Source organism: Pseudomonas aestuarii (assembly GCF_027988105.1).
Taxonomy (GTDB): domain Bacteria; phylum Pseudomonadota; class Gammaproteobacteria; order Pseudomonadales; family Pseudomonadaceae; genus Aquipseudomonas; species Aquipseudomonas aestuarii.
Window position 1 is genome coordinate 436,978 of the sequence record NZ_JAQJZJ010000002.1, and the last position, 19,130, is coordinate 456,107.

Genomic DNA, 19,130 nt, shown 5'->3' on the forward strand with positions numbered 1-19,130 from the left:
GCGGTTCAAGTCGACAGTGTCCCGGCCGCTATACTGACGCGAGTTAAATGCGCCGCCGACCCGGACGGGGCGCGATTATACATGCCATGCCCTGCCCCCCGCAGTGGGCATTTTCGACAGGGTGTAACCCGCCAATGAGCGAAATCAGCAGTTCACGCCCAATAGCGCCAACGCCACCGAGCAGTCGGGCCAATGCGCCGGCCAGCGATCTGGCACTCAAGCTGCTGCAGCCACTGCAAGGCCTGCTGTCCAGCGGCGAGACCGCCAAGGCCGAGGTGGTCGCCCTCAAGGAAGTGGCGCAGAGCTTCCAGCTGCTGCTCAAGGTGACGCTGGACAATGGGCAGCAGACGACCCTGCAGGCCAGCAGTCCACGTCCCCTGGCCCAAGGTAGCAGCCTGGTGATCACGGCACTCTCGGAAAGTCGCCTGGCGGTGGCCCTGCTGGGCGGTGGTGAAAAAGCCCTGACCAGCCTGGACCTCGAACAACTGCCGATCGGCACCATGCTGCAAGGCAAGGTCGTGGCGCGCGAGCAGCTGGCCCAAGCCAGAGCACAGCAGGTGCTCTACAAGGTAGTCGTGAGCCTGCTCAACACCCCGCTGGCTGGCAGTAAACTGTCGTTGGAAACCCCGCTGGCGCTGCCCCTCGGCAGCCTGCTCAGCGCTCAGGTGCAAGGCAGTCAGGCCCTGAGTTTCCTGCCCCTCAGCGGGCGTCTCGATCAACTCGAGTTAAGCCAGCAACTGGCCAGCCAGCAAAACCGCCAGGGCTCGCTGGATGGCTTGTTCAAGGCCCTGCAAGGCATAGAGGGCAAGGCGTCACTGCCGGAAGGCCTGCGCACCAGCATCGACAAACTGTTCACCACCCTGCCCGATGCCGCCCAACTCAGCACCGGCAAGGGACTGAGCCAGGCCATGGCAGATAGCGGTTTGTTCCTCGAAAGCAAGCTGCTCGGTGGCCAGGGCCAGGCCCTGCCGACGGACATGAAGGCCAACCTGCTGCGCCTGATCAGCCAACTGCTGCCCACTCTGGCGAGCGGCGCACCGCTGGCCGCGGCCAACGCCAGCGCCGCCATGGCCCAGGCCCTGCCGGCATTCGCTCGCGACCTCCTCGGCTCCCTGGGCCAATCCAGCGCCCGCCAACAGGCATTACGCTTCCCCCTGCCATCGCGCCTCTTGCAGTCGATGGAGGGTGAAGCGGATCTGCAAACCCTGCTGAAACTGGCCGCTGCCGCCGTCTCGCGCCTGCAAACCCATCAGCTGTCCAGTCTGGCGCAGAGCCAGATCGGCCCGGACGGCAACCTGCTGACCACCTGGCAACTGGAACTGCCCATGCGCGACCAGCAGCAACTGGTGCCCCTGCAGGTAAAAATCCAGCACGAAGAGCCGCAGAAATCGCAGGACAACGAACCCAAGGAAGCGCTGTGGAAGGTCGAACTGGCCTTTGACCTGGAGCCGCTGGGACCGCTGCAAGTCCAGGCCCAACTGGCCCGTGGCAGCCTCTCCAGCCAGCTCTGGGCCGAGCGCCCGCATACCGCCAGCCTGATCGACGCCGAGCTGAACACGCTGCGTGAACGCCTGACAGCCGCCGGCCTGAATGTCGGCGAACTGGCCTGCAATCAAGGCACACCACCCCAGGGAGCAAGGACCAGCCTGGAACAACGCTGGGTTGACGAAACCGCATGAGAAAACCAGCACCGCGCCAAGCCATCGCCCTGACCTATGACGGGCAAAACGCCCCCAGCCTGAGCGCCAAGGGCGATGATGAGTTGGCCGAAGCGATTCTCGCCATCGCCCGCGAATATGAAGTGCCCATCTACGAGAATGCCGACCTGGTGCGCCTGCTGGCACGCCTGGAGCTGGGCGAGGCGATCCCCGAGCAACTGTATCGCTGCATTGCCGAAATCATCGCGTTTGCCTGGCACTTGAAAGGCAAGTGCCCGCCGGGCTTCCAGCGCGATAAGCACGACAACGACATCAGCCCACCGCCAGCGCTACTCGACGGCCCGCCCCGCTAGCGCAAGGCTGCTCTTGCAGCCCGGAGGCAATCCGGGGGCAACGCAGCGAATATTGGTGTCGTGTCGATCCTGAAATGTCGGATCTCTGTAGGGGGGGGAGCGGCGCCAACCTCCGAACGATCAGACACCGCCAGCGTGGCGCGCCGCGTAACCTACCAGGCGCCTCGCCTCGAAACTGGGCTGCGTTGCGCCGCTGCTGGGTTACGGCGCCACGTATCTTGCTGGCTCATCGCACTCGGCAGCGTGCGCCTAACCCACCCTTGGGGATCGCGGTACATGGATAAGACCGCGATTAACCGACATTGCAACGTTGACACATCACTAGCGGTTTCTCGGCTGGTTGAGCTTGCTGATCAGCTCTGCCTCGGCCTTACTCAGCCCGCAGGACTGGGTCAGGTCATCGACGCTGGCCCCCAGGCCGACCAGGCGTGCGGCCTGGGTGAACGACAGACTGCTTGGGTCGCGCTGCTCGATCTGACTGAGCTTGTCCGGCAGTGGTGCAACGATCTGCCGTAGCTCGTGCAGTTCTTCACCCATGCGCACGCTGCCGGCCAGATAGATATCCAGGCGCTTACTTAACTCCTTGATCCGCAGATCGCGCGCCGCATCCCGCTCGGCCTGCAGCGACGCCAGATGGCGCTGCTGCATGACCAGCCAGACGCAGGTGCCAACCAACCCGAGGCACACCACCCCGAGCAGAATCAGCGCGATCTCAAGCATTGGTTAGATACTCTCCAGCTCGGACCACTCTTCTTCGCTCATCATCTTGTCCAGCTCGACCAGAATCAGCAACTCGCCATTCTTGTTGCACACACCCTGAATGAACTTGGCCGACTCGTCGTTACCGACATTTGGCGCGGTTTCCACCTCGGACTGGCGCAGGTAGACCACCTCGGCCACGCTGTCGACCAAGATGCCGACCACTTGCTTGTCCGCCTCGATGATCACGACGCGGGTATTGTCGGTGACCGGTGCCGAGTCCAGACCGAAACGCTGGCGGGTGTCGATCACCGTCACCACATTGCCACGCAGATTGATGATGCCCAGCACGTAGCTCGGGGCGCCGGGAACGGGAGCGATCTCGGTGTAGCGCAGCACTTCCTGAACCTGCATCACATTGATGCCATAGGTTTCATTGTCCAGGTGGAAGGTCACCCATTGCAGGATGGGATCTTCAGCGCCCTGTGCAGAATTCTTCTTCATATCCCTAGCCTCGTCGTAAGCCGCACTGTGCGGCGTGCGCGGTTCAAACCGCCTGTCATCATCCTTCAGGCTCGCCACAAGGGCGAGCCTGGCATTTCTCAATCAGTGAGCTCGGCCATTGGCCATGCGCTTGGTCGCGCCACTGGCAATCAGTTCGGCCAGGGCCGCTACATCCAGCAAGGCGCACATGTGCTCGATCACGGTGCCGGCCAGCCAGGGTCGCAACGTGCGCTGACTACGCCACTTGATCTCATTGGGATCCAGGCGAATCGAACGGCTGACCTGATGCACGGCCAGCCCCCATTCATAGCCTTCGACTGAAATCACATACTGCAGACCCTGGCGAAAATCATCGCGATAACGATCAGGCATGACCCAGCGCGCGGTATCCAGAACTTTCAGGTTACCGGCCGGGCACGGCAGTATGCCGAGAAACCAGTCCGGCTGGCCAAATAATGGCGTCAATTCCTGCCCTGCCAGCGGAAAGATCGAACCCAGGCACACCAGCGGCACGGCCAGGGTCAGGCCGGCGACGTCGAACAACAGGCATTCGAATGGCTCCTGCGCCCACTCCGGCCGCTCTCCCGGCTGCAAGCCGGGCAGCAGATTCAGGGCTGCGGCGGGCAGGTGAACGTCGATCACCGGCTCAACCGACAGCGGCTGAGCGACCACAGCAGGCATCGGTTCGATCACCGGCATGACAACCGGCGGCGGCTCAGCCAGCGCCTGCACGGGTACTGCTGAGGGCAGGCCGGCATCGCGCACCTGCTCCTCCAGCACCGCGGCCGCGAACTCGTCGATGCTACTGCTCTCGGCCAATTCGACAGCAGCCTCCTGCAACAAGCTGTCCAGATAGGACTGCAAGGCCAACTGGGGACGCGAGGCGGTGGCGACGGGACGGCTCATAGCTGGAATCCGCAAAAATTATCTGAACAACCTATCGGCCGCAGTGGCGGCATACTTGAGCTAATCGGCTCAACATAAACCGTCATTTCAAGCCACCTGCGCGGCCAACTGCTGCGTCAACAGGTGCTTGAGCAGCGCCCGATAGGCCAGTACACCGCGGCTATTGGGGTCGAACTGCGAGGGCGTGCGCCCTGCGCGACTGGCATCGCGCAGGCGCGTGTCGATCGGAATATAAGCCGGCCACAGGTGTTCGGGATAGCTGTCGCGCAGCATGCGCAAGGTGCTCATCGAGGCCTGGGTCCGCCGGTCGAACAGGGTCGGCACTATGCTGTAGGGCAATGCCTGCTTGCGCGACCGGTTGATCATCGCCAGGGTGCTGACCATGCGTTCCAGGCCCTTGACCGCGAGAAACTCGGTCTGCACCGGAATCACCAGATGCTGGCTGGCCGCCAGCGCATTGACCATGAGCACGCCCAGCAGCGGCGGACTGTCGATCACCGCATGGTCGTAGCCCTGCCATAACTGCGCCAGGCTTTTGGCGATGACCAGGCCCAAGCCGTTCTGCCCAGGCGATTGACGCTCGAGCGTGGCCAATGCGGTACTCGATGGCAACAGGGCTATGCGTTCATGGCTGGTGGACAAAAGCAGTTGCTCCGGCAGCCCCTGGGGCACCACACCCTGATGCAGGAACAGATCGAAGCAGCTGTGCTCAAGTGCATCCGGATCGTGACCGAAATAACTGGTCATCGACCCGTGGGGATCGAGATCGACCACCACCACACGCTTACCGGCATCGGCCAGCAGGCCGGCCAAGGCGATGGCGGTGGTGGTCTTGCCGACACCACCCTTTTGATTGGCTACTGCCCAGACTCTCATTGTGTTTGTCCTCCCGGCATGATCCAGATCCTACCGAGAACAGGCGCAGCCCTAGGGGGCAAGCGACGGGGAATTGACGGCACCCGCTGACGGGGCCTGCATTGCAGCTGGTGCTGCAGGTTGTGTGCCAGCCCGCTGCAGGGCGCTATCGGGCCGTGCATTGGCGCTGCCGACACCACTCACGCTGCGGCGCACATCGAGGTTGCGCGATACGACCAACACCACCCGGCGGTTGCGTGCCCGGCCATCGGCCGTCGCGTTATCCGCCACCGGTTGAAACTCACCATAGCCCACCGAGGCCAGCCGCCCCGGGTTGACCCCATCTATCGCAAGCATGCGCACGATGCTGGCCGCTCGAGCGGCAGACAACTCCCAGTTGGTTGGATACTGCGCGGTCTTGATCGGCAGGTTGTCGGTAAAGCCCTCGACATGCACCGGATTCTCATAAGGTGCCAGAATCTTGGCAATCTTCTCGATAAGGTCGAAGGCTGCATTGTTAGGCAGGGCATCGCCACTGGGGAACAATAGACTCGAACTGAGCTCGATCTCGATCCACAACTCGTTGCCGCTCACCTTCAACTGCTTGGAGTCGATCAACCCGGCAAACGCCAGACGCATGCTGTCGGCAATGCTCTGCAAAGAGTCAGCAGACTGACCGGCTTGCTCGTCCTCATCGACCAGCGCGCGGTCCGGCTCGGTGGTTCGCGGCCGCTCATCGCCCACCGGGATCGGCTTGATCGCACGGTCGGGCTGGTTGAACACCCCGGTCAGGCTGTCCGAGAGAATCTTGTACTTGCCCTCATTGACCGAGGACATCGAATACATCACCACAAAAAAGGCAAACAGCAGGGTAATGAAGTCGGCGTAGGAGACCAGCCAACGCTCATGGTTTTCATGCTCTTCATGGTGCCTGCGACGAGCCATGCTTACTCCATGAAGCCTTGCAGCTTCAACTCGATGGAGCGCGGGTTTTCACCTTCGGCGATCGACAGAATGCCTTCCAGCAACATCTCACGGTAACGCGACTGACGCTGGGCGACGGCCTTGAGCTTGTTGCCAATGGGCAGCAGCAGCAGGTTGGCGAAGCCGACCCCGTAGATGGTGGCGACGAATGCCACGGCAATCCCGCTGCCGAGCTTGCTCGGATCGGCCAAGTTGCCCATCACATGGATCAAGCCCATCACCGCACCAATGATGCCGATGGTCGGTGCGTAGCCGCCCATGCTTTCGAAGACCTTGGCGGCCTGGATATCGCGGCCTTCCTGGGTGTACAGATCGACCTCAAGAATGCTGCGGATGGCTTCCGGCTCGGCGCCATCGACCAGCAGCTGCAAGCCCTTGCGCGCATAAGGATCGGTCTCGGTATCGGCCATAGCCTCAAGACCGAGCAGGCCTTCCTTGCGCGCGACCATACTCCAGCCGACGACATGCTCGATGCCGCCGACCAGATCGATGTGCGGCGGGAAGAATATCCAGCGCAGAATCACCAGGGCACGCTTGAATACGCTGACCGGGGCCTGCAGGAATGCCGCGCCCAGGGTACCGCCGATTACGATCAACGCCGCCGGGCCATTGAGCAGCGCCATGACATGACCACCTTCCAGATAGTTACCACCCAGAATGGCGACAAACGCCAGGATGACTCCTATCAGGCTCAGCACATCCATTACACACAAGCCTCTGCCAAGTGCCTACCGATGTCGTCGAGGCTGTAGATGGCGTCCACCAGATTGGCTTTGACCACCGCCATCGGCATGCCGTAGATCACGCAGCTGGCCTCATCCTGCGCCCACACGTGGCTGCCTTCCTGCTTGAGCAGGCGCGCGCCCTCGCGCCCATCGGCGCCCATGCCGGTCAAGACCACCGCCAGCACCTTGTCGTGAAAGGCCTTGGCCGCCGAGCCGAAAGTAATATCGACACAGGGCTTGTAGTTCAGGCGCTCATCGCCCGGCAAGATCCTGATGGCACCGCGCCCGTCGATCATCATCTGCTTGCCGCCCGGAGCCAGCAGCGCCAGGCCCGGACGCAACAAATCGCCATCCTCGGCTTCCTTGACGTTGATCCGGCACAGCTTGTCCAGACGTTCGGCAAATGCCTTGGTAAAAGCCGCGGGCATGTGCTGGATCAGCACCAGCGGCGCCGGGAAGTTGGCCGGCAACTGGGTCAGCACACGCTGCAGAGCCACGGGCCCCCCGGTCGAGGTGCCGATGGCCACCAGCCTGTAGGACTTGCGTTTTGGCGCACTCGCGCGCGCAGTAACCGACGTGGAGGCAGGCACAGGCGCCGGGGTGCTGGCACCTGGACGACCGAGGCTACTGCGCGCCGCCGGCTTTCCCAAGGTGCTGACGCTCGCTGCAGGCGCGGCGACCAGACCGCGGCGATTGCTGCGGGCAATGCTGTGCACCTTCTCGCAGAGCAGTTGCTTGACCTTTTCCGGGTTACGCGAAATGTCTTCGAAGTTCTTCGGCAGGAAATCCACCGCCCCGGCATCCAGCGCATCAAGCGTGACGCGAGCGCCTTCGTGGGTCAGCGAGGAAAACATCAATACTGGAGTCGGGCAGCGCTGCATGATGTTACGTACCGCAGTGATGCCATCCATCATCGGCATCTCGTAATCCATGGTGATCACGTCGGGTTTGAGCGCCAGCGCTTGATCGATGGCCTCGCGACCATTGGTCGCCGTACCGACCACCTGGATATTCGGATCGGCAGAGAGAATTTCAGAAACGCGCCGGCGAAAAAAGCCGGAATCGTCCACCACCAACACCTTAACCACTATAAACACTCCTAAACGGCGCCGAGCGAGTCGGCGCCGCGAACGATCAGATGCGCCGCGCGTAGCGCTTGAGCATGCTCGGCACATCGAGAATCAAGGCGATACGTCCATCGCCGGTGATGGTAGCGCCAGACATACCCGGAGTGCCCTGGAGCATCTTGCCCAACGGCTTGATCACCACTTCCTCCTGACCAACCAGCTGATCGACGACGAAACCGATACGCTGGCTACCGACGGTGAGAATCACCACATGGCCCTCGCCCGGCTCATCATGGGCAGCGCTACGTACCAACCAGCGCTTGAGGTAAAACAGCGGCAGCGCCTTGTCGCGCACTATCACCACTTCCTGGCCATCGACCACGTTGGTGCGCGACAGGTCGAGGTGAAAAATCTCGTTGACGTTGACCAGCGGGAAAGCGAAGGCCTGGTTGCCGAGCATCACCATCAGGGTCGGCATGATTGCCAGTGTCAGCGGCACCTTGATGACGATCTTCGAACCCTGGCCCTTGACCGAAAACACGTTGACCGTGCCGTTGAGCTGAGAAATCTTGGTCTTCACCACGTCCATGCCCACCCCGCGGCCGGACACATCGGATATCTCGGTCTTGGTCGAGAAGCCAGGGGCGAAGATCAGGTTGTAGCATTCGAACTCGTTGAGCCGGTCGGCCGCGTCCTTGTCCAGCAGACCCTTCTCCACGGCCTTGGCACGCAACTGATCGGCGTCCATGCCTTTGCCATCATCGGAGATCGACAGCAGGATGTGATCGCCTTCCTGCTCGGCCGACAGCACCACCTTGCCGCCACGCGACTTGCCCGCGGCCTCGCGTTCTTCCGGGGTTTCGATGCCATGGTCGACGGCGTTGCGCACCAAGTGCACCAGGGGATCGGCGAGCGCCTCGACCAGATTCTTGTCCAGGTCGGTTTCTTCACCGACCAGCTCAAGATTGATCTCTTTCTTCAGGCTGCGCGCCAGATCACGAACCAGCCGCGGGAAGCGACCGAAGACCTTCTTGATCGGCTGCATGCGCGTCTTCATCACCGCCGTCTGCAGATCCGCGGTGACCACATCGAGATTGGAGACGGCTTTGGCCATGGCCTCGTCGGCGCTGTTGGAGCCCAGGCGCACCAGACGGTTACGCACCAGTACCAGTTCGCCGACCATGTTCATGATCTCGTCCAGGCGCGCGGTATCTACGCGCACGGTGGTTTCCGCTTCGCTGGGTGCTGGCGCCTTTTCGGCGACTGCGGCGGCCGGTGCCGGCGCTTTCAGCGGAGCCACCTTGGCCGCGGGCTTGGCCACGGACTGAGCGGCAGCTGCGGGTTTGCCCACAACGGCAGCCGCAGCGGGCGCTGCGGGCGGGCTGGCGATCGCGGCCGGCTCGACAAATTTGCCCTTGCCGTGCAACTGATCGAGCAGCGCCTCAAATTCGTCGTCGCTGATCTCGTCGCTTGGCGCTGGCGCAACGGCCGCGGCGACCGGCGCAGGTGCCGCTGCCACGGCAGGGGCAGCGAACTGGCCCTTGCCATGTAACTGATCGAGCAGCGCCTCGAATTCATCGTCGCTGATCTCGTCGCTTGCCGCTGGCGCAACGGCCGCTGCGACCGGCGCAGGTGACGCGGCTACGGCAGAGGCAGCGAACTGGCCCTTGCCATGCAACTCATCGAGCAACGACTCAAATTCGTCATCGCTGATTTCGTCACTGCCGACGCTACTGCTCGCCACCTGGTCGGGTGATTCGGTCAGGGCATCGAGCAACTGTTCGAATTCAGTGTCGGTGATATCGCCAGAAGCGGCCTCGGCTACCGGCTGTTCGACCGCTATGGCAGTCGCCGGCTCGGCCAGACGCGCCAGGGCGGCCAGCAATTCCCGCGTGGCCGGTGTCGGTGTAACGCGCTCACGTACTTCAGTGAACATGCCATTGACCGCATCGAGTGCTTCCAGCACCACATCCATCAACTCGGAGTCGACGCGCCGCTCACCCTTGCGCAGGATGTCGAAGACGTTTTCTGCAATATGGCAGCATTCCACCAGCTCATTGAGCTGGAGAAAACCGGCACCACCTTTGACGGTATGGAAACCGCGAAAAATGGCGTTGAGCAGATTCATGTCGTCCGGGCGGCTTTCAAGCTCCACCAACTGCTCGGACAGTAGTTCAAGAATCTCGCCGGCCTCTACCAGGAAGTCCTGGAGGATTTCTTCATCGGCGCCGAAGCTCATAAGACGTGCTCCTAAAATCCCAGGCTGGAAAGCAGATCGTCGACATCATCCTGATTGGACGCGACGTCTTCACGCTTATCGGCATGAATCTGCGGACCTTCACCGTGGGAAGGCTCTTTTTCTTTTTCTTGTTCAGCACGCAGCACGGCGTGGTCATGCTCGATACCGGCAAAACGGTCGACCTGACTGGCCATCAGCACCAGTTTGAGCAGGTTGCTTTCCACTTCGGTGACCAGTTGCGTCACCCGCTTGATCACCTGGCCAGTCAGATCCTGATAATCCTGCGCGAGCAGAATATCGTTGAGCTGGGCCGAGACCTGGACGCTGTCACGCTCGCTGCTGGCGAGAAACAGTTCAATTCGCTTGGCCAGGTCACGGAAGCCATCGGCGCCCATTTCCCTGCGCATGAAGCGGCCCCAATCGGCACTCAGGCTCTGGGCCTCGGCGCCGATTGCGTTAACCAGGGGTGAACTCTGCTCAACCAGATCCATGGTGCGATTGGCCGCTTTCTCGGTCATCGTCACCACATAGTTCAGGCGCTCGGTGGCGTCGGTGATTTGCGACACTTCGGTGGCATGCGGCACCCGTGGATCAAGCTGAAAATTGACGATGGCGTTATGCAGCTCGCGCGTCAGCTTGCCGACTTCGTGATACAGACCACGGTCGCGAACCTTGTTGATATCGTTGATCAGTTGCACCGCTTCGCCAAAATCGCCGTGTTCCAGGCTATCCACCAATTGGCGCGCGTGAGTTTTCAGGGTCGACTCGAAGTCACCCGGAGTGGAATCATCGTGTCCCATAGTGCCCTCGCGGCAGACATCAGCCGTTGACCCGCTCGAAGATTTTTTCAATCTTTTCTTTCAGCACTTGGGCTGTGAACGGTTTGACCACATAGCCATTCACCCCGGCTTGTGCGGCCTCGATGATCTGATCGCGTTTCGCTTCGGCGGTCACCATCAACACCGGCAGCTGCTTCAGGCGCTCGTCTGCGCGCACTGCACGCAACAAGTCGATTCCAGTCATGCCTGGCATATTCCAGTCAGTCACCAGAAAATCGAAACTGCCGCTTTGCAGCATCGGCAGTGCAGTGGTGCCGTCATCGGCTTCCGCGGTATTGGTGAACCCCAAGTCACGCAGGAGGTTCTTGATGATCCGGCGCATCGTTGAAAAGTCATCAACGATGAGGATTTTCATGTTTTTGTCCAAGTCGACCTCCGTACAGTCCCAAACGAACCCAGCACCTGGGCACGCCTTATATCGTGAAACCGGCCTGAGAGGGTGTTTACAAATTACTGCGCTCGGCCATGCTGGGTTGGAAGCAGCCTCAAAATGCTCTTGTACTACTCGTACACTCCGCTTTTTGGCTGACTTCGCCTTGCCTGGCCATCGCTCGCTACTTTTGTAAACATCCTCTGACAGGCCGCTGCAAAACTACTTCGCCGGCTTTGCAACGGTCTGCTGATTTAACTGCTCAGCTCGCTCGCCATTCCTCCAGTCGTGCGCGCAAGCGTGCGGCGCACTGACTATGCAACTGACTGACGCGCGATTCGCTAACCCCCAGAACCTCACCAATTTCCTTGAGATTCAGCTGTTCGTCGTAATACAGCGACAGCACCAACCGCTCTCGCTCGGGCAAGTGGCTGATGGCATCGGCCAACGCTGCCTGGAAGCGCTCGTCCTCGAGCTCCCGCGAGGGCTCTGGGTGAGTGGAGCTGGCGTCTTCGTGCAGCCCGCCATGCTCGCCGTCCTGCAACAAATCGTCGAAGCTGAACAGGCGGCTGCCCAAAGTGTCGCCAAGGATGCCGTAGTAATCTTCGAGACTCAATTGGAGTTCGGCCGCAACCTCCTGATCTTTAGCGTCGCGACCGGTTCTCGCCTCAATTACCCGAATTGCGTCGCTGACCATGCGGCTGTTGCGATGCACCGAACGCGGTGCCCAATCGCCTTTGCGTACCTCATCGAGCATCGAGCCGCGAATGCGAATGCCGGCGAACGTTTCGAAACTGGCACCTTTACTGGAGTCGTATTTCTTCGAGGCTTCGAGCAGGCCGATCATGCCGGCCTGGATCAAGTCATCCACCTGCACGTTGGCCGGCAAGCGGGCCAACAAGTGATAGGCAATCCGTTTGACCAGAGGCGCGTGGCGCTCGATCAACTGGTGCTGGGCGTCCTGCGTCTGAGCCTTGCTGTACATACGGAGTCCAGAAGCTGCTGTCATATGGCCGTATCCGCGGTCGGTTGCTGCACCAGGCGTTCAACGAAAAACTCCAGATGGCCGCGCGGATTGGCCGGTAGCGGCCAGGCATCGACTTTCTGGGCAATCGCTTTGAACGCCAGGGAACACTTCGAACGCGGGAAAGCTTCGTAGACCGCACGCTGTTTCTGCACGGCCTTGCGTACCGATTCATCGTAAGGCACCGCGCCGACATACTGCAGCGCGACGTCGAGGAAGCGGTCGGTAACCTTGGTCAGCTTAGCAAACAGGTTGCGGCCTTCCTGTGGGCTGTGCGCCATATTTGCCAGCACGCGGAACCGGCTCATGCCGTGATCGCGATTGAGCAGCTTGATCAGGGCGTAGGCGTCAGTGATCGAGGTTGGCTCGTCACACACCACCACCAGCACTTCCTGGGCGGCGCGCACGAAGCTGACCACCGAGTCGCCAATCCCGGCGGCAGTATCGACAATCAACACATCGAGGTTTTCGCTGATATCGCTGAAGGCTTGAATCAGCCCGGCATGCTGCATGGGCGAGAGCTGCACCATGCTTTGCGTACCGGAGGCTGCGGGCACGATACGAATGCCGCCGGGGCCTTGCAGCACCACGTCACGCAGCTCGCACTCGCCACTGATGACATCGGCCAGCGTACGCTTGGCCGTGAGGCCAAGCAGCACGTCGATATTGGCCAGCCCCAAGTCGGCGTCCATCACCATCACCCGCCGACCGAGGTCAGCCAGGGCCATCGCCAGATTCACCGACACATTGGTCTTGCCGACGCCACCCTTGCCGCCGGTCACCGCAATCACCTGTACGGGATGCATACCCATGTTATCTACACACCTTGTCTGACTTCGACTGGAACCATGTGGCTGCCTGTACTCCGCCAAGCCACTGCCGGGTACCACGCGTTGCCGCATATCGCTTAATCATTGCCGCAATGGCCGTTAACCGGCGCGCCGCGCCGGGTGCTGATAAAGCCCGGCGAACATCTCGGCCATTGTATCTTCACTAGGGTCCTCGGCGCTTTGCAGCCCCACTGCACGGCTCACCAGCTGATGGCTGCGCGGCACCTGCAAATCATCGGGAATCCGTGGACCATCGGTGAGATAGGCTACCGGTAGACGCTGGCCAATAGCCAGACCTAAAACCTCGCCTAGACTGGTGGCCTCATCCAGCTTGGTCAGGATGCAGCCGGAAAGACCGCAGCGCTTGTAGCTGTGGTAGGCGGCCTTGAGCACCTGGCTCTGGCTGGTAGCCGCCAGGACCAGGTAATTTTTGGCCTTGACGCCGCGACTGGCCAGGGTTTCCAGCTGCATGCGCAGGGCCGGATCACTGGCCGGCAAGCCGGCGCTATCGATCAAGACCACACGCTTGCGTGCCAGCGGAGCCAGCGCCTGGGTCAGCGACTGACCGGGATCGACCAGGGTCACCGGCACATTGAGGATCCGCCCCAGGGTCTTCAGTTGTTCCTGGGCGCCAATCCGATAGCTGTCCAGGCTGACCAGGGCGACATGCTGGGCGCCGTACTTGAGTACATAACGCGCGGCCAGCTTGGCCAGGGTCGTGGTTTTACCCATGCCGGCCGGACCGACCAGGGCAATCACCCCACCCTCTTCCAGCGGCTCCTGTTGCGGTATTTGAATCGCATGGGCCAGGTGAGCGAGCAGCATGCCCCAGGCCTGGCGCGGCTCGGCGACATTCGCCACACGCTCGAGCAACACCCGCGACAACTCGGCGGGCAAGCCCATGCGCTGCAGGCGCCGCCAGAGATTGGCCTGCTGCGGGCGACGCGTCTGCATCTGCCCCCAGGCCATGGAACCAAGCTGCACTTCGAGTAACTCACGCAAACCGTGCAACTCGGAGCGCATGGCCTCGAGCGCACCCTGGTCGCCGCTGGTCATTGGCGCTGGCGTAGACATATGCAGGGCGGTGTCCAGGTCGCCCTGCGGCGCCACCGACTCTTCAGCGAGCAGCTGGCGGTCCTTGCTGGCGTCAGCCTGGGTACGCGTGACCAGCTCGGCCTGCGCCGAGGCGATACGGGCTTGAGTCTGGCGCAACTCGGCTTCCAGCGCCGCGTTCGGTTGCCGGGCAGGGGCGGCGGGGATCTGGTAGTCCAGTGCAGCGGTCAGTTCGACACCGCCGGCCACTCGACGATTACCAATGATCGAGGCGTCCGCGCCCAACTCATCGCGAACCAGCTTCATGGCTTGGCGCATATCGGCAGCGAAAAAGCGTTTGACCTGCATAGCCTGTTACCTCGGTTAATTCTGCCCCACCGTTGCGACGATGGTGACCTGCTTGTTGTCCGGGATTTCCTGGTAAGCCAGTACATGCACACTCGGCACTGCCAACCGTGCAAACCGCGAGAGCATCGCCCGAACCGGTCCGGCTACCAGCAGGATCACTGGCTTGCCGAGCATTTCCTGGCGCTGCGCTGCTTCCACCAGGGAACGCTGCAGCTTCTCGGCCATGCCCGGCTCCAGGAGGATGCCCTCCTCGGAGCCTTGACCGGCCTTCTGTAGACTGTTTAGCAATATCTGTTCCAACCTTGGCTCAAGGGTTATCACAGGCAGCTCCAGCTCTAGTCCCACGATGCTTTGCACGATGGCGCGCGCCAAGGCGACCCGCACTGCCGCGACCATCGCGGCGGGATCTTGACTCTTCGGCGCCACGTTGGCGATGGCTTCGGCGATGGTGCGGATGTCGCGCACTGGCACCTGCTCCTGCAGCAGCGCCTGCAACACCTTGAGCAGGGTCGACAGCGACACCAGCCCCGGCACCAGCTCCTCGGCCAGCTTCGGCGAGCTTTTCGCCAGCAACTGCATGAGCTGCTGCACTTCCTCGTGACCAAGCAGCTCATGGGCGTGCTTGTGCAAGACCTGGTTGAGGTGGGTAGCGACCACGGTGCTGGCATCGACCACGGTGTAGCCCAGCGATTGCGCCTGATCGCGCTGGCCCGGGTCGATCCATACCGCCTCCAGACCGAACGCCGGATCTTTGGCGGCAACCCCGTTGAGGGTGCCGAATACCTGACCCGGATTGATCGCCAGTTCGCGATCGGGGTAGACCTCGGCCTCGGCCACGCTGACGCCCATCAAGGTCAAGCGGTAGGCGCTGGGCTGCAGGTCGAGGTTGTCGCGAATATGCACCGAGGGCATGAGAAAGCCCATCTCCTGGGACAGCTTCTTGCGCACCCCCTTGATCCGCGCGAGCAACTGGCCACCCTGGTTGCGGTCGACCAGCGGAATCAGCCGGTAGCCAACCTCCAGGCCGACCATGTCCACCGGCATGACGTCGTCCCAACCGAGCTCCTTGACCTCCTGGGCGCGCTGGGCGGGCAGCAGCTCCTGCTGGCGCTGCACCTCATGCACTTCCTCTTCTGTGACCTTGCGCTGCTTGTTGGCGATCCAGTAGGCACCGCCAGCGGCAACCAGGCCGAGGCTGATAAAGGAAAAATGCGGCATTCCGGGCACCAGGCCCATGGCGATCATGATTGCCGCGGCCACGGCCAGGGCGCGTGGTGAGGCGAACATCTGCCGATTGACCTGGGCGCCCATGTCTTCCGAGCTGGAGACGCGGGTGACCATGATCGCCGCGGCGGTCGACAGCAGCAGCGAGGGGATCTGCGCGACCAGGCCGTCGCCGATGGTCAGCAGGGTATACACCTTGCCGGCATCGGCAAAACTCAAGCCGTGCTGAAAGATGCCGATGGCGATCCCACCGATCAGGTTGATGAACAGAATCAGCAGGCCGGCGACGGCATCGCCACGGACGAACTTGCTGGCACCGTCCATGGAGCCGTAGAAGTCGGCCTCCTGGGACACTTCGGCGCGGCGTATCTTGGCTTCCGCCTGCTCGATCAGACCGGCATTCAGGTCCGCGTCGATGGCCATCTGCTTGCCGGGCATGGCATCCAGGGTAAAACGCGCACTGACTTCGGAAATCCGCCCGGCACCCTTGGTCACCACCACGAAGTTGATGATCATGAGGATGGCAAACACCACGATACCGACCACGTAGTTGCCGCCGATCACCACCTCGCCGAAGGCCTGGATCACCTGCCCCGCCGCGCCATGACCGTCATGGCCGTTGAGCAATACCACGCGGGTGGAGGCGACGTTCAGCGCCAGACGGAGCAAGGTCGCCGCCAACAAGATGGTCGGGAAAACCGCAAAATCCAGCGGGCGCAAGGAATAGATGCCGACCAGCAGCACCACGATCGACAGGGCGATGCTGAAGGTAAACAACACGTCGAGCAGGAACGGCGGAATCGGCAGCATGACCATCCCGAGCATGACCAGCAACATCAAGGGAATGCCCAGATTGCCCTGACGCAACCCCGACAGGTTGCTGCGCACGTTACCGACCATTTGTGAGCGATCTACTGCCACATCCCTACCCCAGCCAATTCAATCTTTTGACGCTAATCGCGCCTTTGCCAAGGGATTTGCAAGAAGCCGTCCAACTTTGCCGACGCTATCCGTAGGATGGGTTAGCCGCTGAGCCGGTAGTCGGTTAAGGCCGCTGTTTGGGCGCGGCGTAACCCATCGCGGCGCCGGATCAGCTGACGCCATGCTGGGTTATGCCGCGTTCGAAGGGCTTGGCTGCCCGCCCCAGCGCATGCGCCGCTATGCCAACCAACACAGATCAGCCTATGCGACTCGACCCACCCGTCTACTCGTCGCGACGTAAATCTGTCGGGATCGGCAAATCCGGCAAGGGGGCCGGACGCTTGCCTTTGCCAGCCTGGTACTGGCGAATCTGGTAGACGTAGGCCAGCACCTGGGCCACTGCCAGGTACAGCCCGGCCGGGATTTCCTGGTCCAGCTCGGTGGAATAGAACACTGCACGCGCCAAAGCCGGTGACTCCAGCAGCATGACCTGGTGCTCCTGAGCGATCTCGCGAATCTTCAAGGCGGTAAAATCGCCGCCCTTGGCCAACAAAACCGGCGCACTGCCTTTGGCCGGATCGTATTTCAAGGCCACGGCGAAGTGGGTCGGGTTGGTGATCACCACATCGGCCTGCGGCACTGCCTGCATCATGCGCCGCTCGGTCATCTCGCGCTGCAACTGGCGGATCCGCTGTTTGACCTCGGGCTTGCCCTCACTGTCCTTGTATTCGTCGCGGACTTCCTGCTTGGTCATCATCATCTTCTGCTTGTTGTCCCAGAGCTGAAACGGCACATCCACCGCCGCAATCAACACCAGGCCGCAGGCCATCCACAACGCGCTCCAGCCAACCACCTGAGCCGCATGCAGAATGGCCGACTCCAGCGGTTCATGAGCCATCGCCAGCAGGTCGTCGACGTTGGCCGCCAGCACGGCCAGGGCCACGGTAAGCACTAGGGTGAACTTGGCCAGTGCCTTGAGCAGCTCGACCAGCGCCTTGGCCGAGAACATCCGCTTGAGCCCCGCCAGCGGATCCATCCGGCTGATCTTGGGCGCCATGGCCTTGGCCGAGAACAGCCAGCCGCCCAAGGCGATCGGGCCGACGATCGAGGCAATCAGCAAGGCCAGAAACAAGGGCAGCATTGCGTCCACGGCAACTTTGCCCGAGGCCAGCAGCCCGATCGCCATGGCGCGCTCATCCATGATCACCTCGCGCGGCAGGGAAAAATTACTGCTCATGATGGAGATCAAGGCGCTGCCCAGGCTGCCGCCAAAAGCCAGTAAGCCGCCAGTGCCGGCCAGCATGATCGCCAGGGTATTGAGCTCGCGGGAGCGCGCGATCTGACCTTTCTCACGGGATTCACGAAGGCGTTTCTCCGTGGGTTCCTCGCTTTTATCGGCACCGCTTTCCGATTCGGCCATGGCCTAACTCGCTCGCGCCATTTCGCGCAACAGCTGCAGGGCTTCGCTGGCGAAGACCTGGTACTGCGCGAGAATATCGGCCATGCCTATCCAGAGAATCACCAACCCCATGACCAGGGTCAGCGGAAAACCGATGGAGAAAATATTCAGCTGCGGCGCGGCGCGGGTCATCACGCCGAAAGCCAGGTTGACCACCAGCAGCGCGGTGATCGCCGGCAACACCAGGATCAGCGCCGCGCCTATGACCCAGCCCAGCTTATTGGCCAGTTCCCAGTAGTGTTCGACCAGAAAGCCGCCGCCAACCGGCAGGGTGACGAAACTCTCGGCCAACACCTCGAACACCACCAGATGGCCGTTCATGGCGAGAAACAGCAAGGTCACCAGCATGAGCAGGAACTGACCGATCACCGCCACCGAGATGCCGTTGGCCGGATCGACCATGGAGGCAAAACCCAGGCCCATCTGCGTCGCCACGATCTGCCCGGCGATGACGAATGCATGGAAGAACAGCTGCAGGACAAACCCCAGCATCACCCCGATCAGCACCTCCTGGGCGATCAGGATGAATGTCGGCAGGCTCAGTGCATCGACCTGCGGCATTGGCGGCAGGCTGGGCATCAACACCAGGCAAATCGCCAACGCCAGATACAGGCGCACGCGCATCGGCACCAGTTGCGTGCCAATGATCGGCATCACCATCAACAGCGCCGCGATACGAAACAGCGGCAACAAGAAAGAACTCACCCAGCCGCCGATCTGCGCATCGCTCAGTTCCAGCATGTCAGCACCCGCAAAGAGCTCGTGGCGAACTGACACGCAGTTGATTTATGCATGGGCGCTCAGCCGATCAACAGCGGAATATTCATGATCAAGTTCTGCATGTACTCGATCATCCGCTGAGCCAGCCAGGGCCCGGCAACGATCAGGGTGATCAAAATCACCAGCAGGCGCGGCAGAAAGCTCAGGGTCTGTTCGTTGATCTGAGTGGCGGCCTGGAACATGGCGACCATCAAGCCAACCAGCAGGCTGGGCACGACGATGATCGCGACGATGGTGGCGGTCAGCCACAGCGCCTCGCGAAACAGGTCGACGGCTACCTCGGGCGTCACGG

The 19,130-nt window shown here is 61.7% G+C and carries 19 protein-coding genes; 2 read left to right on the forward strand and 17 right to left on the reverse strand.

All coding sequences use genetic code 11. The features are described 5' to 3' along the window. The first annotated feature begins 134 nt into the window (after positions 1-134). The gene (gene fliK / locus PH586_RS05920; protein WP_271346847.1) at positions 135-1,679 is read left to right on the forward strand and encodes a flagellar hook-length control protein FliK; all 1,545 of its coding nucleotides are present in this window, start codon (positions 135-137) and stop codon (positions 1,677-1,679) included. Further along, complete coding sequence (locus PH586_RS05925; protein ID WP_271346848.1) at positions 1,676-2,011, forward strand: EscU/YscU/HrcU family type III secretion system export apparatus switch protein; 336 nt, start codon at positions 1,676-1,678, stop codon at positions 2,009-2,011. Before fliK ends, PH586_RS05925 begins: the two co-directional genes overlap by 4 nt. Positions 2,012-2,332: 321 nt before the next feature. On the opposite strand, the gene PH586_RS05930 is transcribed toward PH586_RS05925, so the two are convergent. The 17 genes from PH586_RS05930 to fliQ form a co-directional block, all read right to left on the reverse strand. After that, positions 2,333-2,731, reverse strand: a complete 399-nt coding sequence (locus PH586_RS05930; RefSeq protein WP_271346849.1) for a DUF2802 domain-containing protein — start codon at positions 2,729-2,731, stop codon at positions 2,333-2,335. A 3-nt stretch (positions 2,732-2,734) separates the two neighbouring features. Then, positions 2,735-3,214 carry a chemotaxis protein CheW gene (locus tag PH586_RS05935; protein WP_271346850.1) on the reverse strand — a complete coding sequence of 160 codons (480 nt, stop codon included), beginning with the start codon at positions 3,212-3,214 and terminating at the stop codon, positions 2,735-2,737. A gap of 102 nt (positions 3,215-3,316) precedes the next feature. Beyond that, a complete protein-coding gene (locus PH586_RS05940; RefSeq protein WP_271346851.1) occupies positions 3,317-4,120 on the reverse strand; it encodes a CheW domain-containing protein in 804 nt (267 codons plus the stop codon). Between the two features lie 87 nt (positions 4,121-4,207). Next, the gene (locus PH586_RS05945; RefSeq protein ID WP_271346852.1) at positions 4,208-4,996 is read right to left on the reverse strand and encodes a ParA family protein; all 789 of its coding nucleotides are present in this window, start codon (positions 4,994-4,996) and stop codon (positions 4,208-4,210) included. A gap of 51 nt (positions 4,997-5,047) precedes the next feature. Then, a complete protein-coding gene (motD, locus tag PH586_RS05950) occupies positions 5,048-5,920 on the reverse strand; it encodes a flagellar motor protein MotD (protein WP_271346853.1) in 873 nt (290 codons plus the stop codon). A 2-nt stretch (positions 5,921-5,922) separates the two neighbouring features. Then, on the reverse strand, positions 5,923-6,663 hold the full coding sequence (locus tag PH586_RS05955; protein ID WP_238041690.1) for a flagellar motor protein: 741 nt from the start codon (positions 6,661-6,663) through the stop codon (positions 5,923-5,925). Further along, positions 6,663-7,775: a protein-glutamate methylesterase/protein-glutamine glutaminase gene (locus PH586_RS05960; RefSeq protein WP_271347058.1), complete on the reverse strand. Its 1,113-nt coding sequence runs from the start codon at positions 7,773-7,775 to the stop codon at positions 6,663-6,665. Before PH586_RS05960 ends, PH586_RS05955 begins: the two co-directional genes overlap by 1 nt. Positions 7,776-7,818: 43 nt before the next feature. Further along, positions 7,819-9,990 carry a chemotaxis protein CheA gene (locus PH586_RS05965; RefSeq protein WP_271346854.1) on the reverse strand — a complete coding sequence of 724 codons (2,172 nt, stop codon included), beginning with the start codon at positions 9,988-9,990 and terminating at the stop codon, positions 7,819-7,821. Positions 9,991-10,001: 11 nt separating this feature from the next. Further along, positions 10,002-10,790, reverse strand: coding sequence for a protein phosphatase CheZ (locus PH586_RS05970; protein ID WP_271346855.1), 789 nt, complete (start codon positions 10,788-10,790; stop codon positions 10,002-10,004). Positions 10,791-10,809: 19 nt separating this feature from the next. Next, positions 10,810-11,184, reverse strand: coding sequence for a chemotaxis response regulator CheY (locus PH586_RS05975; protein ID WP_177345177.1), 375 nt, complete (start codon positions 11,182-11,184; stop codon positions 10,810-10,812). A gap of 277 nt (positions 11,185-11,461) precedes the next feature. After that, positions 11,462-12,208 (reverse strand): RNA polymerase sigma factor FliA, encoded by a 747-nt coding sequence (gene fliA, locus PH586_RS05980; RefSeq protein ID WP_238041693.1) that lies wholly within the window; start codon positions 12,206-12,208, stop codon positions 11,462-11,464. Further along, entirely contained in the window at positions 12,205-13,035 is an 831-nt protein-coding gene (gene fleN, locus PH586_RS05985) for a flagellar synthesis regulator FleN (RefSeq protein WP_238041694.1), read from the reverse strand. The genes fliA and fleN overlap by 4 nt, the downstream gene beginning before the upstream one ends. A 117-nt stretch (positions 13,036-13,152) precedes the next feature. Beyond that, the gene (flhF, locus tag PH586_RS05990) at positions 13,153-14,454 is read right to left on the reverse strand and encodes a flagellar biosynthesis protein FlhF (RefSeq protein WP_271346856.1); all 1,302 of its coding nucleotides are present in this window, start codon (positions 14,452-14,454) and stop codon (positions 13,153-13,155) included. 15 nt (positions 14,455-14,469) lie between these two features. Next, on the reverse strand, positions 14,470-16,578 hold the full coding sequence (flhA, locus tag PH586_RS05995) for a flagellar biosynthesis protein FlhA (protein WP_271346857.1): 2,109 nt from the start codon (positions 16,576-16,578) through the stop codon (positions 14,470-14,472). A 304-nt stretch (positions 16,579-16,882) separates the two neighbouring features. Continuing rightward, positions 16,883-18,019 (reverse strand): flagellar biosynthesis protein FlhB, encoded by a 1,137-nt coding sequence (gene flhB, locus PH586_RS06000; protein WP_271346858.1) that lies wholly within the window; start codon positions 18,017-18,019, stop codon positions 16,883-16,885. A 3-nt stretch (positions 18,020-18,022) separates the two neighbouring features. After that, positions 18,023-18,799, reverse strand: coding sequence for a flagellar biosynthetic protein FliR (gene fliR, locus PH586_RS06005; protein WP_271346859.1), 777 nt, complete (start codon positions 18,797-18,799; stop codon positions 18,023-18,025). Positions 18,800-18,858: 59 nt separating this feature from the next. After that, the gene (gene fliQ / locus PH586_RS06010) at positions 18,859-19,128 is read right to left on the reverse strand and encodes a flagellar biosynthesis protein FliQ (RefSeq protein ID WP_238041698.1); all 270 of its coding nucleotides are present in this window, start codon (positions 19,126-19,128) and stop codon (positions 18,859-18,861) included. Positions 19,129-19,130 lie beyond the last annotated feature (2 nt).